11 protein-coding genes are annotated in these 16,619 nt (G+C 51.4%); 1 reads left to right on the forward strand and 10 read right to left on the reverse strand.

Annotated features, from left to right (window positions below):
• From EYB31_RS00290 to EYB31_RS00335, 10 genes are all read right to left on the reverse strand, one after another.
• Entirely contained in the window at nucleotides 1-1,509 is a 1,509-nt protein-coding gene (locus tag EYB31_RS00290) for a response regulator (RefSeq protein WP_165452120.1), read from the reverse strand.
• A 251-nt stretch (nucleotides 1,510-1,760) separates the two neighbouring features.
• Nucleotides 1,761-2,600: a carbohydrate ABC transporter permease gene (locus tag EYB31_RS00295; RefSeq protein WP_131011269.1), complete on the reverse strand. Its 840-nt coding sequence runs from the start codon at nucleotides 2,598-2,600 to the stop codon at nucleotides 1,761-1,763.
• On the reverse strand, nucleotides 2,597-3,604 hold the full coding sequence (locus tag EYB31_RS00300) for a carbohydrate ABC transporter permease (protein ID WP_131011270.1): 1,008 nt from the start codon (nucleotides 3,602-3,604) through the stop codon (nucleotides 2,597-2,599). The genes EYB31_RS00295 and EYB31_RS00300 overlap by 4 nt, the downstream gene beginning before the upstream one ends.
• 7 nt (nucleotides 3,605-3,611) lie before the next feature.
• On the reverse strand, nucleotides 3,612-4,904 hold the full coding sequence (locus EYB31_RS00305; protein ID WP_131011271.1) for an ABC transporter substrate-binding protein: 1,293 nt from the start codon (nucleotides 4,902-4,904) through the stop codon (nucleotides 3,612-3,614).
• A gap of 24 nt (nucleotides 4,905-4,928) precedes the next feature.
• Nucleotides 4,929-5,423 (reverse strand): VOC family protein, encoded by a 495-nt coding sequence (locus tag EYB31_RS00310; RefSeq protein WP_131011272.1) that lies wholly within the window; start codon nucleotides 5,421-5,423, stop codon nucleotides 4,929-4,931.
• A 27-nt stretch (nucleotides 5,424-5,450) separates the two neighbouring features.
• Nucleotides 5,451-5,855, reverse strand: coding sequence for a VOC family protein (locus tag EYB31_RS00315; RefSeq protein WP_131011273.1), 405 nt, complete (start codon nucleotides 5,853-5,855; stop codon nucleotides 5,451-5,453).
• A 133-nt stretch (nucleotides 5,856-5,988) separates the two neighbouring features.
• Entirely contained in the window at nucleotides 5,989-7,035 is a 1,047-nt protein-coding gene (locus EYB31_RS00320) for a LacI family DNA-binding transcriptional regulator (protein WP_240761974.1), read from the reverse strand.
• A 433-nt stretch (nucleotides 7,036-7,468) separates the two neighbouring features.
• Nucleotides 7,469-12,109 carry an S-layer homology domain-containing protein gene (locus tag EYB31_RS00325; protein WP_165452121.1) on the reverse strand — a complete coding sequence of 1,547 codons (4,641 nt, stop codon included), beginning with the start codon at nucleotides 12,107-12,109 and terminating at the stop codon, nucleotides 7,469-7,471.
• 258 nt (nucleotides 12,110-12,367) lie between these two features.
• Nucleotides 12,368-13,258, reverse strand: a complete 891-nt coding sequence (locus EYB31_RS00330) for an MBL fold metallo-hydrolase (protein WP_131011276.1) — start codon at nucleotides 13,256-13,258, stop codon at nucleotides 12,368-12,370.
• Nucleotides 13,259-13,406: 148 nt separating this feature from the next.
• Nucleotides 13,407-15,176, reverse strand: coding sequence for a glycoside hydrolase family 2 protein (locus tag EYB31_RS00335; protein WP_131011277.1), 1,770 nt, complete (start codon nucleotides 15,174-15,176; stop codon nucleotides 13,407-13,409).
• A 302-nt stretch (nucleotides 15,177-15,478) separates the two neighbouring features.
• On the opposite strand from EYB31_RS00335, the gene EYB31_RS00340 reads away from it, so the two are divergent.
• Nucleotides 15,479-16,384 (forward strand): ArsR/SmtB family transcription factor, encoded by a 906-nt coding sequence (locus EYB31_RS00340; RefSeq protein WP_131011278.1) that lies wholly within the window; start codon nucleotides 15,479-15,481, stop codon nucleotides 16,382-16,384.
• The last annotated feature ends 235 nt before the right edge of the window (nucleotides 16,385-16,619 follow it).

Genomic DNA, 16,619 nt, shown 5'->3' on the forward strand with positions numbered 1-16,619 from the left:
TCAACCTCTTTTGTAGTCCGTTGGTGTAAGTCCGGTTTTTTCCTTAAATACCGCGGTAAAATATCTGTAGCTTGGTATGCCGATCCTTTCGGCAACCTCGTATACCTTAAGGTTCGTGTCCCGCAGCAGTTCCTCCGCTTTCTCCACCCTTTTTCGGATTAAGTAATCGCTGAACGGTTCCCCGACCTGTTCACGGAATACTTTGCTGAAATAACTTGGACTTAAGCCCACCTTGTCGGCGACGGAAGCAAGCGTCAAGTCCTCATGCAGATGAGCCGCCATGTAAGCAAGCGCATCTTCGATTTCTTTGCGGCCCTTGCGCGCCGCAGCATTTTGCACCGATTTTAAGTTATGCACGGCTTCCAGCAATTCATACAACGTGTGGGCCTGCAAAATCGGCTCGTACAAGCGGGCCGGCTCGGCCGCCGAAGCGCCCTGCGCATGATAACCTTTCATCAGGGAGTGAACCAGATGTTTTAACTCCGCCGGTTCGTAACGGTTTTTCATACATTGTGCATAAAACTCGGAACGCAGCCACGCCTCTTCGTCGCCGGTTTCCTTGACCAGCTGGTGAAACAGCTTGGCAAGTTCGGCTGCTTGTTTACCGTCGACCGGATGAAGGGGAATCGGCTTGCCGGTATAAATCGGACTTCTCATCGGACGCCGTTCGTAAAATTTGTGCTTGTCCCACAACGCCGAGCTATGAAATGCTTTGACAATCTCTTCGGAGGAATGAACCGTCTCGCTGACAATCATATACAGCTGAATATCGTCCTGCATTCCGCCCATATTTTGCTGCAGCATGTGCCTTAAGGTGTGCATGACGGCCTCCAATGTTCGCTCGATCTTATTTGCCTCCTGCTGGGCGGTCTCCCGCAGAAACACAAACTGTCCGTCCATCAGCGTCCATTGAAAACGTTCGTTTAACAAGTGATCGAGGCGGCCGAGCGCTTCTTCGATTTCCTGGACGATGTACGTTTTGACGGCAGCTTGCGCATCGACCCGCAAGAAGATGAGTCGCAGCGGATAATGGAGTAAGGTTTGGGCTTCCTCCGGCGACGACCTGCCGCTCACAATTTTGGTCACGGTTCTGGCCAATTGGTTTCGCTGATGAACAATCTCCGCTTTGCTCGACAGCTGATCCCGGGCAATTAAATCGCGGGCTTTCTCCAATGCCAAGCGGATGTCGTCGTCTTCCAGAGGGATTTTCGTCAAATATTCAATAGCCCCTAATTTCAGCGCTTCCTGGGCGTAAGCAAATTCGGTATGGCATGTCAGCAGGATCACTTTGATCAATGGCATTTCGCTGCGTATCGCTTTTAACAGCTCCAGACCGTTCATCAAAGGCATCGTAATATCGGCAATGACAATATTTGGTAAATATTCCCTGCACATGTCAAGCGCCTCTTCCCCGTTCTCGGCTTCCCCAATTAATACCGCATTGCATTCCTGCCAAGGAAAAGCGCGCAACTCCTGCCGAATCGGAAAGTCATCATCAACAATTAACACTGTAAGTGGAGCCTGTACTTGCATGTTACCACCCGCCGTTCCCCTTTTTTGTTACCGGTTTCACATATTATAGCAGAACTTTGCATAGCGGGGCAGCTTATATGCAAATACGCCTTCAATGCCACGGGGTTCGTGGAACTGAAAGCGTATTTTTCAACACTGCTGCTTTGTGAAAAATCGGTTGCCGCGTGGCGAACTGCGCATGAGAGCGGCACCGACGCAAGGTAAAATCGCTAAACGCAGTCCCTCCTTTACCCTTTAACTCCGCCTTCGCTTAATCCCCGAACAAGCAACTTCTGCGCCAACGAAAACACAACGATAGCGGGAATACTCATCAAAATCGACGATGACATCAGTTGGCCCCACTGCACCCCCACTTCGTCAATAAAAAAGGCCAAACCAACCGACACCGTTCGTGTATCCGTCGAGCTGAACACAAGCGCAAACAGAAACTCATTCCACGACAAAATAAAAGCGTACATCGCCACCGCGCCAATCGCCGGCAACGTCATCGGCACGACGATCCGCCACAATAACGCCAAGATGGAGCAACCGTCGATAATCGCCGCTTCTTCGATTTCGTAAGGGATATTGTCGATAAATCCTTTTAGCAGCCAGACGGAAATGGGAAGCACCACGATCAGGTACACGAGGATCAGCCCGGTATAAGTACCTAGCAGTTGAAAATTTCTTAATGTCACGTAAAACGGGATGATAATGACGACACGCGGAAAAATTTGCGTAAACAGGATCGACCACAGCAACGTGTCTCTGCCCGGAAACTTGAAGCGGGAAAACCCGTAGGCCGCCAATGTGCCGATGATAATGGAAAACAACGTGGAACCTATCGCAATCATCGAGGTGTTGAAGAAATAATGCATCATCGCTTTATTTTTAAAAACGGACGCGTAATGCTCCAAGGTAACCGGGTCGGGAATCCATTGCGGCGGTTGGACGTACAATTTGTTTTGCGGTTTCAGGGAAGTGCTGATCCCCCACAAAATCGGGAACAAACTGAAGCCGCACAGCAGCAACGCGGACACATACAACAAACCGTTGCGCACGATGCGGACCTTCGGACTTCTTGTCATCCCATCTCACCCCGCTTGCCCGCCTTGCCGCTCTTGCGGTTGTAAAGCGTAAAAAAGACGATGGCGATCATAAGCAAAGTGACGCTAATCGCGGATGCGCCGCCAAAATCGTAATTGGTAAAACCGATGCGATAAATGAAAAGTCCGAGTATTTCCGATGCGCCTCCCGGCCCGCCGCCGGTTAACACATACAACATGTCAAACGAATTGAGATTTTGAATAATTTGCAGCAGCAACACAATAACGATCATTGGCGCCAAACTCGGAATCGTAATGTAACGAAACAGCTGCACGTTATTGGCCCCGTCGATGCCTCCCGCTTCGTACAATTCTTTGGGAATCCCTTGCATGCCGGCCAGCAGCATAATCATGACAAACGGGTAAGACGACCATGAGTTGGCGACCATAGCGGAAAACAAGGCGGTATTCGGGTCGCCCAGCCAGTTGTGCGCCAAGCTGTCCAGATGGCCGGAACGCAGCAGCCCGTTTAACATCCCCGTATCGCTTTGGAAAATCCACCTCCACAGGTTGGAAGAGACAATCGAAGGAACCGTCCAGGGCAGTAAGCAAACAATCCGCAGCACAACACCGCCTTTAAAGCGGGTATTAAACGTAATGGCGGCCCAAAATCCAAGCAGAAACTTCACGACAATCGAACCGGCAATCCAGATCAGCGTATTTTTGAAAACGGTCACGATTTCTTCCATTTTGAAAATACGCGCAAAATTGTCGATTCCGACAAACCGCAAATTAAACGTGGGCAACTTAACTTCAGATACGCTGAAGAGGATGGTCTGGTACACGGGATACACCATCATCAGCAGCAATAAAACAATACACGGCAGCAGCAGCAAATAAACGGGAACATATCTCCAAACCGTTTTTTGCAGGTGATTCATCGGCATAACCACGCTTTCCGTATCGTAAGTGCGATCGCCCGCACGGCAAACTTCCGGTTGTTCCGTTCCTTTTGCGCCTGTTAACCGGAAGTTTGCCCGGCACATCCGACGGTTATTTTTTCAACAAAGCGTTCATTTGTTTGGCCATGTCGTCGGCGCCTTGCTGCGGGGTTTTGGCCCCCGACAATACTTTCTGCAGCTCATTGACGATCGCCACCTGCATCTCCGTCCACGCGGGAATGGCGGGAACCCCCTTCTGGTACGGTGCGGCCGAAAGCAAATATTGCATCTCTTTGCTGTTCCACGGCGCCACGGTTGTAGCCGATTTGCGGGAAGGGAACACGGAGTTAAACGCCCCCATGTTTTCCGGCTTCATATACCACAACACAAACTCCCGCGCCGCCTCTTTGTTTTTAGCCGACTTCGGAACGGTGAACGACCATGCGCCGGAACGTCCGAATTTATCCGGGGCGTAGACCATTCCCCATTTCACCTGCGGATTTTTTTCCATCAGGAAAACCATTGCGCTGGAGCCTGGCATCATCGCCACCTGATTGTTCAGGAACATCGGCTGGACGTCTTTGGTCAAGGCGAAGTTGATGCTCCCTTCCGGGACAACCTTATGTTTGGTGTAAAGCTCCGTCCAGAACTGAATCGCTTTTACGCCTTCCGGCTTGTTGATTGTCGCCTCCGTATTGCCTTTGTTTAAGAAGTCCCCGCCGTTCGCCCACAGCACCGGAGCAAATGAGGTCATCACGTTGGCCGGATCGCTGTTGGTTGCGGCGATGCCCACTCCGTATTTTTGACCGGGCACCGTAATCTTCTTCGCCGCTTCCAGCATGTCGGCATACGTCCAGCTATCCTTTGGATAAGGAACGCCGGCTTCGTCAAACATCGTTTTGTTGTAGAAAAAGACGACAGATTCGCCGCGATTAGGCAGCCCGTATAGCTTTCCGTTGATCGTGCTGGCGTCCCAAGGGGCGTCCTGGAAATCTTTGCGGTCCAGCTCCTTAATGTAATCATCCCACGGCTCCAGCAAATCTTTGCCGGCCATCGCCGGAATCATCAAGCCGTCCAGATCGAGAACGTCAGGGGCGTTTCCGCCCAATGCCGAAGAAATCGCTTTGTCGAGGTAACCGTTGATCGGCAGCAGCTCTATTTTCAATGTCACATTCGGATGATCTTTTTTGTAAGCGTCGACGATTTTGGTCGTATAGTCCGCCCACCAGCTTCCCATCCATACCGTCACCGTAACCGGCCCTTTCGAATCGGCTTGCTTCTGGTTGCCCGCAGCGGGAGCGCTGGTTCCACTGGTTCCGCCGCCTCCGCTGCATGCGCTTACAATTGCCATCACAACCATGATGAAGATAACGCCCAGGCGGCGAAACCCTCTTTTTGTTTTCATCGCTTCATCCCCTTAAATTAGGCTTTATTGACGTGCCTGCAGTTCAGCGATTTCCCCGACTTCTTTAAATTCCAAAGCAATTCCGAGTTTGGCGATCGTATCAAAGTAGGCGTATCTTTCATGGCCTTTATCCTGCTTGAAAGTGAGCGGCAATCCCAATTGCTCCATGAATTGCACATGTTCCTCAAAACCTTCGACATAAAAAGCGATAAAAAATATTCCCGGCCCGCGTTTTTCCAAAAAATCCGTAAACGGGTTCGGCACATCGGGCAAAGGTTCGATCAGTTCAAGATAAATCGGATCTGTATAAATTTTGGCATACTTGCAGCGCGGTTTACGGTCGCTTCCCTGATACCACGTATAAGCGCGACCGGTCGGATCGGGCGGCGTTTCCGGGCCCGGCGTTGACACCTCGGGTACTTCTATGCCGAATATTTTGGCATAATAAGCCGCCGCTTCTTCCACGTTGTCGACGACAATGCCCAGCTTGACGATATTTTTGTTCGAGATCGCTTGCACAACAACTCCTCCTTCCCACCTTGATTTTTAGCAGTTCATATGCGGCGATGCGGGGTCGATTTGCATAAATTCAATGCGATTGCCGTCGGGGTCGCGAACCCAGCATTGCCAGTTTTTATCCACCCCCTGCTTTGGTTCTGTATCCAGTGTCAGGCCGCTTGCCTTCAGGTGATCGGCAATTTCATGAATGTCTGCGACTTCCAGACACAAATGCGAATACCCGATGCGTAAACGGTCGAACTCGATTTTGCTTTCACCGCCGTAGAATAACTCGATGAATTGCCCTTCTTTGATTTTGATGTAAACGATCCACGGCTGCCCGTCGCGGGACAATTCAAACGCCTTCTTGAAGCCAAGGATGTCGCAGTAAAACTGCAGCGATTTCTCCATATTTTCCGTCATAAAAGCGGCGTGATTAATACCTCTGATCATTGTTCTTTTCCTCCTTGGGATGTTGGTTTTCATATTTCTCGGCGGCACACGGTCCGTAAAACCATGCGATGCCGGAATCATGACGACGGAATGAACACGTGTTTATTTTGTTGTTTTATAAAACACGCGTTGTTTACGCGTGTTTATTGTCTTCCAATCTTCGACAAGATTCCCGTTCGATGAAGTCAATCTCAAAAATCACTTTGACAAATTGCTGCGAGCCGTTTTCGATCACATCGACGATTTGGCGAACCAGTTCGTTGGCGAGTTGCCCGAAATTGATTTTAAACGTTGTTAGCGCCGGTTTCATCATGGAGCTGAGCATATGATCGTTGACGCCGATGATGGAAATATCGCCCGGCACCGATATGCCGTGGTCGTTAAACGCCCGCACCGCCCCTATAGCCAGCGTATCGTTATCCGCGAAAAAAGCGGTGGGCAGCTCGTGTGGATGTTTGGCTTTCAGAAAATTCGCAACCGCCTCGTACCCCCCTCCGGGTACATAACCGGGCAATATCCAGGCATCGTTTAGCGTCAAGTTATGCTTTTGAATCGCTTTCATAAAGCCGTTATATTTGGCGTTGGTCGAACCTCTGCGGATTCCCGACCTGATGTGGCCGATTTTGCGATGGTTGAGGCCAACCAAATAATCGACGGCGCGGATCGCCACGGATTCGTTGTTATTGTTAAATACGATCCGGTTCGGCTCCGTTCGTCCGGGCAACTCCTGATCGATGATGCCGATCAGAAAGCCGTCAGCGATCAATTCTTCGATCATCGGTTCATGATTGGCAAAACCGAAAAAAATGCCCGCATCCACCCGGCCCTGGAAAAAACATTCCTTGACGCTTCTGATCGTTTCCATATCGGACGTATCGTGGATAATTTTGGTCAACACATAATAATCGGACTCGGATGCGCTTTCAATCACATTCGTAATCAGGAAGTTAAACGAGCTTTCTTCAGTAATCCGATGTTCCTCGGTAATAAAAAGCCCTAACGTATTCGTTTTTTTACCCTTTAACGCCCGTCCCGACAAGTTCGGAAAATAATTGTACTTCTTGATGACCTCCATCACTTTCTCGCGGGTTTTCTGGGGCACGTTCGGGTAATTGTTGATGACCCGGCTTACCGTGCTCCGCGACACCCCGGCCAGCTTGGCGATCTCGTGACTGTTCAAATTGTTTGTCTCGATGATATTTACCTCCAGCGCCTATGTGAACACGTGTTTATTTTTATCATACTTGTGATTCCCATAAATTGTCAAGGGGCTTTTGGGCGTGGTGGTTATAAAATTTTCATATATACCAGTTACGCCGAGCCGAAGATCATCTCGAAAGAGCAAGGTGATATGGAACCGGAGCGGACTTTCCCAATCTGACGCGGCTTAGGCTTTATATGGCTTCCTCGGATGCCAAAAAGAGCTCCGCAATTGGGAGCCCTTCTTGACGGCGGTCCTTCCCCGTCTCCGTCCTTTCATCATAAGGTTGACAAGCTATCATGCGCCATCGCACCTCGCGCTGGAAGCTGCGCGAGGTGCCCAGGGCAGAGACGATCCGGCGGTTCGATTGAACCGCGCCTTTCCTTTATCGCTTTTATCGCCTTATCAGGCTTTATTTCGATTCGTGAGTATGGTCGGCGGACGCTTCCGCAATATCCTTAAACGCCCAGTGGCTGGCAGGCACGTCACTCCACTTGACAGCAGAAGCGGAAGAAGGTTCCCGGCCGGACAACTTGTTAAGCATGGTCACCGCTTCGGCGCGGGTAAGCGTCTGCTCCGGACGGAACGTGCCGTCGCCGTAGCCGTTTACGATACCGGCCGCCTTCGCTTTGGCAATGGCTGCCGCCGCCCAGTGGCCCGCCGTATCGGAGAAGCCGCTGCCGCCTTCCGCCGCTGTGCTTAAGCGAGCCGCTATGGCTGCGATTTCGGCGCGGGTGATTGTTTTCTCCGGTTTGAAGCTGCCGTCCGGATAGCCGTCCATCAGCCCCCCGGCCGCCGCCGCTTCAACAGCCGCTTTTGCCCAATGATCCGCCGCAATGTCCGTATAACTGCGGGCGGCCTGTGTGCCGCTTTGATCCTTTCCGAACAAGCGGACCAATACGGTGGCCATTTCCGCTCTTGTCATCGGTTTGTCCGGTCCGAAGGAACCGTCCGGATAACCCGTCATGTACGCTTGATGCCGCTTGCCGGTGTGCGATCCGAGATTAACGACCGTAAACGTACTGAACTTGTTTACGGTAAACTGGATCCCCGGAGTGCCCGCTGCATCATAAGACACGATCTCTCCTCTGAGCAGTTCCTTCGTACCGTCGCTGTGCTCGATAAAAATGCCCAAATCTTGAAGCTGCTGCCCGCTTAAGCCTGTGTCTTTAAGAGGCAAAATTAGTGTAATCGGGCGGTTCTGCATATTCGTCTCGATCATCATCGGACGCCCCAGAACGTTAACCGTCGCAGTACCCGCGGCCTCGCGCACAAGCTGCTCCGTTCTGGCGCGTTGTTCGGCTTCGCTGCGTTCTTTGTCCGTTTTGACCGGCACAATATGGAAGTAGATGTCATCCTTCCAGCCTTGCAGCGACCCGTCAGGAATCAACATCCGCACATTATTTGTGCTGATCTCCAAGCTCACTTGATTGTCCGCCAGTTTAGCGGTGGATTCCTTCGGCAAATTCACCTTAAGCTCGGAAACCTCGTCTTTCGGATCGGGAATAACAAGCTTGGCTGCGTCGGAACCGGCGGTTTTTAATTGATCAACCAGCTTGTCCGTCTGACTTGACGTTAGGGATACCTCATCTTTCTTAAGTCCATTGGCACCGATTGTACGGTTCACTACCGCCGTGGACACAACGCCCCCATTGCCGCTGTTTTCAACATTAACCGTGATGCTTTCACCTAGCGATAGCCCCCCGGACGATGAGCCGCCGGATAGATAAAGCAGTGTAATCGTTCCGCTCAGCGCAGTTAGAGTTACATTCCCCGCCGCATCTTTTAATTCCATCGACACTGTCTTAGCACCGCTGCCAGCACTTAAAGTCCATGCTTTTGTTGCGGCAAGCGGTTCCCATGAGCTCCATGTCACATTGTCATTGGAGAAACGCATTTGCAGGCCGCCCGATCCCGTGCCATCGCTGCCTGTAACCGTCAAGTTGACCGATACCGAGCTTGTATTTTGCGCTCCGCCGTTAATGCTTAAGGTTCCGGTCGGTGCTGTTTTATCGAACAACAAGCTGCTGCCGTCCGTTGTTGAGCTGACAGTTACATTTGCGGACATCTCGATGGAGAAACCGACAAGCCCTTCGCTTATATTACCGCCGAGCAGAAGCGAAGCCGCATAAACATTCCCTGTCACACTCGTTACAACCGCCGGCTGCCCAGCTATCGTAACCGCAGGCAGAGCCGTCAGCGGCGCAACGGATGTAAACGTCACGGTTGCCGTATCTCCGGTTTTGGCAAATGCCGGCGCCGGGTTGCTGCTCCTGATGCCAACCGAAGTCAAAACCGTCGGCTGCGGAGTTGCGGAGGTTTCATTGGAATAATCACTGACCCGTCTCTGATCGGCCGCTTTCACCGCAAAATAGTAGGTCGTGCCGTTGGTCAAGCCGGTCAACTGGTAAGTAGTGCCCGTAACGGTAGCGATAGGCGTTCCATTGTAGCTATGGCTCGCCGTACCTGAATAAATGTTATAATACGTTGCGCCTGTGACACTTCCCCAGTTCAGCGTAATTTGACGGTCACCCGCCGCTGCGCCAAGCGACGCAGGCGCAGAAAGCGGCTCCTCGGTGACTGCGGACGTTTTGGCGCTTTCTACGGCTGTTCCTGTTACAACTCCGGTCAGCGCCACGGGCGTCACTTCAAAACTGATATATTTGCCATAGTCGGCCTCTTGCAAAACATATGTTTTAGCCGTTGCATCGGAAATGGCCAGCTTATTGGCGCCTGCCGCATCATCCGACCGGTACCACTTAAACAAACTTGCTCCTTCCAAATCGTTATCCGCATCGCTGTACGTATAGATGCCGGTCAAGGTTCGGCCGAGTATGGCCGTTCCGCCGATTGAAACCCCCGCTGCGACAGGAGCCGCATTAAAGATTTGGTAATCCAAATAAGGATAACCGTCATTTTTGAAAGCATCCAGCCTCCACACGCCTGCATTGCTGAAGTCCCAGCCGCTGTACGTCGATTGCAGCTTCATGTCGGCAGTGGCGGTAGGTTCGCCTTTTCCCGTATCGCTATAACCCGACACATCTTTGTCGTAATACGACGATGTGATCGTACCGGTTCCGCCGGAGTTGGAAGCGATCAACCCTCCGGACAACGAGACATATGTCGAAATTATCGAAGCTGCCGCATAGGAGCGGGCCACATTCAGCTTCGTATTGTCAGCATAGCCAACCAAACCGCCGGCAAAATTGGTCCCCTGGACGTCGCCTCTAAAGTAAGAATCCGTTATTGACACCGGGTTGGTGGTGCTGCCTTCTGCATAGCCGATCAGTCCTCCGGCAAAACCGCTTTCCGATTTCACGGAGCCTGTAGCGTACACCTCGCTGATCGTCAAATTCTGGCCCGCGCCAAGCAAAGCTCCGGCCATATTTGTGCTTGCTTGCACATCGACATTTTTTAATCCGAGACGCTTGACTTCCCCACCGTAAATGTACCCGAACAAACCTACCCGCTGGCTCGAAACGATTTTCAAATTCGAAATCGTATGTCCGTTGCCGTCAAACCCGCCCGTAAAAGGAGTACCGGTCGTGCCAAACGGCTCCCAGCCTGCTCCCTGGTTATATGGAGCTACGCCCAAATCGATGTCCGCCGTCAGCTTATAATATTTATCCCCCTGCAGCGGGTGCCCATTGGGATACAAATACAGTCTGACGCTGTTAAGCTGATCTGCCGTTTCAATCAGCCAAGGGTCCGTCTGCGAACCCGAGCCCCCCGCAAAGGGATGCGTAACCGGGCCATACCAAGCGCTTTTCACAGCCGTTCCCGTGGATTGGCCGGTCAACGCTTTAGGCGTAACCTCGAAGCGGATGTATTTGCCGTCGTATCCCCCGGCAATTTTATAGGTCTTGCTTGTTGCTCCGGATATTTCGCTCTCGGACGCGCCGCTTGCATTGCTGGCGCTGTACCACTTGAAGGTGGAGGTGCCTTCTGTGTCGAATTCGGCATCCTGATACGCGTAGCTGCCTGTTAACGTCTGCCCTACCTTGGCCGTCCCCGTTACGGTAACAGCCAAAGCGACAGGGGCGCTATCAAACACTTTTAAGTAAGGATAACCCTCGTTTTTATTGCCTTCCAAACCCCACGAGCCTGTCGCAAAGATCCAACCCGAGCCCGGATATATCGGGTACATCATGTTATCCTTCAATTCCGTGGACGTTTTGGCCGTGCCCAGTCCTTTATTATTAAACCCGGCAATATCGCTAGCGTAATAGGAATCAGTAACATAACCGCTGCCTAACGGCATCAAGCCGTTCGATGTGGAGTTGCCCATCAGCGTTGTAACTGTAGCTAGGACATAACTGGCTAAGATGTTTGTATCCGAGGTACTGCTGCTGCCAATCAAGCCGCCGGCTGTAGTATCGGCCTGTACAGCGCCTTTAAAATAGGCGTTTTGCAACAGGGTTTGGGCCGGAGGCATGGGAAATCCTCCCCCTCCGCTGTACGGTACATTCTCTGCCGCTCCAATCAATCCGCCTACATTAGTTTGCCCCAGCACGGAGCCCGTGGCGAATACGTTCATGATGTTCGTACCTTTAGCCCAGCCGATCAAACTGCCGACCTTGGCGGCGAAGGGGGCGTTTGCATTTACATTCAATAGACCGAAGTTACTGACCGTGGCGTTTTCGGTTACGCCAAACAAACCAAGATTTTCGGGTCCCGAATTCACTGTGATCTTAAGATTTTTTACAGTGTGTCCGTTCCCGTTAAAACTTCCTTTAAACGGAGCGGCTGCATTACCTATCGGCACCCAGCCCGCTCCTTGATCGAACGGCGGCGATGCGACGTCCAGATCGATATCGACCATTAGCTTAAAGTAAGTGCCAGAATTCAGGTTATTCCTAACCTCATTTAATTGGGCCGCGTTTTCAATAAGATACGGGTCGTACATGGAGCCATCCCCGCCGGCAAAAGGCACCTGGATCGCGAATGCCGGTGAAACACCCGCTAAGCCGCACAATGCGAACAGTTGCAGGCATACTAGCGCAACCGCCAGCCATTTACGGCTTCGGAAGGTTCTGCTCCCTCGCTGCTTCAATCCATTCATCTCCTCATCCCTTTCAAAGCTTCTTTATTCTGGAAATCTCTTACGTAGTATAGCAATCGGTTCTCTCAAAATTCTCACAAGCAAACATGTTTGTCCGATTTCCCGAAGCAGGCCGGTAAGACCACACGCCCCTCCCGGAAACAAAAAAAGAACTGGCAACAGGATCGAGCCGCATATCGCTCGCATCTGTACCAATTCTTTTATCTCGCAAAAAGTTCATCGTTGTTGATATCTTCATTATCCGATCGGCTAGTCTCTGCCAAAAGCTCGCGGCGAGACGTACACAAAACACTCGCCCCGCGCCATTACATGGCATTTCTGCGCAGGCGTACGTTCATATACCTCCTGCAAAAAGTAACCCGGCTTCTCGCTGTTGCCGGCAAAAATGTCGTAATGCAGCGGAATAACCGTCTCCATTCGCGCCATCGCCGCCAGCTCCGCCGCCTCGCGGTAATTCATATTCCCGATTAACCCGCGGCTGCCCCGGTAAAAGTCTCTTCCGTTAATCGGCAGCATGCCTACATCAATACGCTCCTCGGCAAGCAGCTCCGAAAGCCCCGGATAAATCGTCGTATCGCCGGCATGGTAGATTTTGACTCCGTTCATCTCGATCAAATAGCCGACATAACGATGCTCGCGTTCGCTTCCCGTCGTCTGCAGTTCCTCATGCGCGGCCGGCACCGGCTTGATCCGAATACGCTCCGCTCCGGTTCCCTCCAGCTCCATCCATTCCCCGGTCAACGCATCGATGATGCGCTCCGGCGCGATGCCCGCTTCTTCCTCCAGCAGCGTTCTGCAGATGGCCGGCGCCATAAATCTTGCTTCCGGGCATTGGGAGGCGATCGCTTTTAACGTCCATGGGTCAAGATGATCCTCATGCTCATGCGTAATCAGACACAGGTCGGCGATCGTCACATCCTCCGGCCGCAGCGGCGCAGGATACGTCCGGTGTACGCCCTGCTGCTCCAGGAAATCGGAATAAAAAGGATCGACATGAATAACCGTCCGACGCCCTTTGATCGCGACACTTTCTTGTCCGAAAAACCAAATCCCCGCGCAGCCTTGCGGCGGAGCCAACCTGCCGATTTCGCCGATCAATGTTGCTGCCGTACGCATCTGGATCGATGATTGAGTTGACATTAACGTTCCCTCCACTCTGCTATATTCATAAATAAATGGTTTGTCAGCCCGCTTTATTCCCGAAGAAATGATCCGGACTGCACGTTCCCTGCATTCAGCCTAAAACGCCGCAGCCGCCGCGAAAAGCACATTCCGCAGCGGCTTAAGTTTAATATTTAATTCTGCCGTTAAAAATCTCTTTAATCTTCTCCACAGGCGCCTTAGGAACCCGGTCGTAGGTCAGCACTCCGTTGATTTCCTGCTCCACATCGGTCAACTGTGTATAGCAATAACCTTGAACATGCGGAGATTGCAAGAACGGCTCCACCACATCGGCCAGTTTCTTCAGGAAGTCTTCTTCGTTTTCGGCGCCGGAGTAACCCCAGCCTTCCCAGTCGCTTTTCTTATAAGCGATACCGCCAAATTCGGTAACAAGGATGGGCTGCCCTTCATAAACCGTGCCTCCGACAAGCACCTCGCGGCGATGCGGCTTGCCGCCAAGCGTTTTCTCCAAGGTAGCGTAACGCTCCTCCAGGTCGTCCCGTCTCCACTCATAATCGTGAATGGTCACAAGATCGGTTTTCATATTTTCCCATCCGTCATTGGATACGACCAAGCGGCTGTCGTCCAGCGCTTTGGTCATATGGTACATCGCAAGCGCATGCTGCTGTTGGCGCTTGTCGACCAGAATGTTTGGAACGCCCCAGCTTTCGTTGATCGGCACCCATACGACAAGACAAGGGTGGTTGTAATCGCGCTCGATTGCTTCCTGCCATTCCAACGTAATTTTACGCACATATTCCTCGGAATAACTGTATGCGTTGGCCATTTCGCCCCAAACCAAATATCCGAGCTTATCCGCCCAATAAAGGAACCGCGGATCTTCGATCTTCTGATGTTTGCGCGCCCCGTTAAATCCCATCGCTTTTGCGAGTTCAATATCCTGCTTCAGCGCCTCATCGCTTGGAGCGGTCAGGATGCCTTCCGGAAAGTAACCTTGATCAAGCACCAGACGCATGAAAAATACCCGGTTATTCAGCATGACCTTGCCGGCTTCAACGGATATTTTGCGCATGCCGAAATAACTTTCCAGCACATCCGCTTTCTGGCCGTCCACAAGCAAAGTGATCGTCACATCGTACAAGTTCGGCTTGTTTGGAGTCCACCAGCGGCCCAATCCGTGATCGTTAAAATCGTGCAGCCCGACCGTAACCGTTTCTTCCGCATGGCGGCAATTTACCGTGACGCTGGTAGCGTATTCGTCTTTGAAGCGAATGTCGATGCGGGCTTCTACCTTGCTGCCCGCCGCAGGGGCCTGGTTCAGAAACGTGCGGATTTGAATTTCATTTTTGTCGATATCCGGCTTGAATTTGATTTTGTGAATGTGGAGTTTGCCGGCCGGCTCGATCCAGACCGTCTGCCAAATCCCCGTCGTCCGCGTATAAAAAATTGAAGCCGAATCTTCCTTCCAATACTGCTTGCCTCGCGGCAGCGTCACATCGCGGCTGAAATCTTCGGCGCGCACCACCAATACATTGTCCCCTTGCTGGAGAGCGGATGTAATGTCGGCTTGGAATGGGGTATGTCCGCCTTCATGGAATGCGACTTGCGCGCCATTCACCCATACGGTTGCCGCATAATCGACGGCCCCGAAGTGAAGCAGAATACGCTGGCCGGACCAGTCGGACGGTATCGTAAAGCTGCGGCGGTACCAAACTAAATCGTGAAAGCCGGTTTCTCCAATTCCGCTTAATTTGCTTTGATAAGCAAATGGCACTTGAATTTGCTTGCTCAGCGCTTTAGCTCCCGCCCCCCACTGTTCTTCATCGCCAATCCGGTTATCGTCAAATTCAAATTCCCACATGCCGTTAAGATTAAGCCATTGTTCTCTAACAAGCTGCGGTCTAGGGTATTCCGGTCTTAATAAGGGTTGAGTCATAATATTCCTTGCCTCCATTTTATTAACTTTATAATTAACTTCATGATATCCTTGTTAATATATTAAACAGAGGTTTTTTATATGTCAACCCAAAAGTTGATTAGTTAACTTTAAAGTTATATAATGTATTCAGCTTCCGATCGATGACTCATCCATCAAGTATTATCTGTGTTCCAACTGAAGCTTGAGCTGCGAGCAGTGAACTTATAAAATGACCATGTCAAAAAAACAACATGCTTATGTCCGTGTATATTGTGGAATAACTGCAAATGGCACGCATTTGCAGGAAAGGGTGCTGATCTATGAAACTTGACGTCACTACGAGAAATATGAATATTCTGGAGTGCTTTTCTTCCGAAACGAGGGTTCGGATTATCGAATTGTTAAATGGGCAGCCGTATAACATCGGCGAGCTTGCGGAAGCATTAAGTTTGTCATCGGCGATTATTACGAAGCATATTCAGAAGATGGAAGAAGCCGGCATTATCTCGACCGAAAATATGGTGGGAAAACGAGGCACACAAAAGCGATGTTCGCTGAACATCGATCAATTGACGCTTGTGCTGCGGACCGTTCCGGCGGACAAACCGGCCGATCATACGCAATACACGGTGGAGCTGCCGGTCGGGCAATACTTCCGGCACGAAGTGAAGCCAACCTGCGGACTTGCTTCCTCGGAGAAACGGATCGGGATGATGGATGATCCCCGTTATTTCGATGACCCCGAGCGCACGCAAGCGGAGCATCTTTGGTTTGGCAGCGGTTTTGTGGAATACCGGATCCCCAATTATTTGGTTGGTCACACCGAAGCCTCAAGCATTACGATTTCGCTGGAAATCTGCTCGGAAGCGCCTCACTATAACGAAAACTGGCCGTCGGATATCACTTTCTCGCTGAACGATACGGATGTTGCTACTTGGACCTGTCCGGGTGATTTCGGCAGCAAACATGGTTTATATACTCCGCAATGGTGGATCGATACCCAATACGGACTTCAGAAAACGATCTTGATTACCCGGGAAGGCACATTTATTGATGGCATCCGGTTTTCGAACGTGGGCATTCAACAACTGAATATTAAAGCGGGACAAGAGCTTCGGTTTCGAATCGCTTGTCCCGAGTCGGCGGCAAATTGCGGAGGCGTCAGCTTGTTCGGCAAAGGCTTCGGCAATTATCCGCAGGATATTCGCGTAACGATTGCCGTGTAAAGAAAAGGGGCATGCTGCCCAACATATAAGGCCGCTGACGAATCATCCTTTTCGAGTATGTTTTCGACGGAGCGCCGACGAATCACCCTTTTCGAGCATGTTCCCGACGGAGCGCCGACGAGTCACCCTTTCGAGCATGTTTCCGGCGGAGCGCCGACAAATCATCCTTTTCGAGCATGTTCCCGACGGAGCGCCGACGAATCACCCTTTTCGAGCATGTTCCCGACGGAGCGCC

The sequence above is a fragment of the Paenibacillus thalictri genome, assembly GCF_004307995.1.
GTDB classification, from domain to species: domain Bacteria; phylum Bacillota; class Bacilli; order Paenibacillales; family NBRC-103111; genus Paenibacillus_AF; species Paenibacillus_AF thalictri.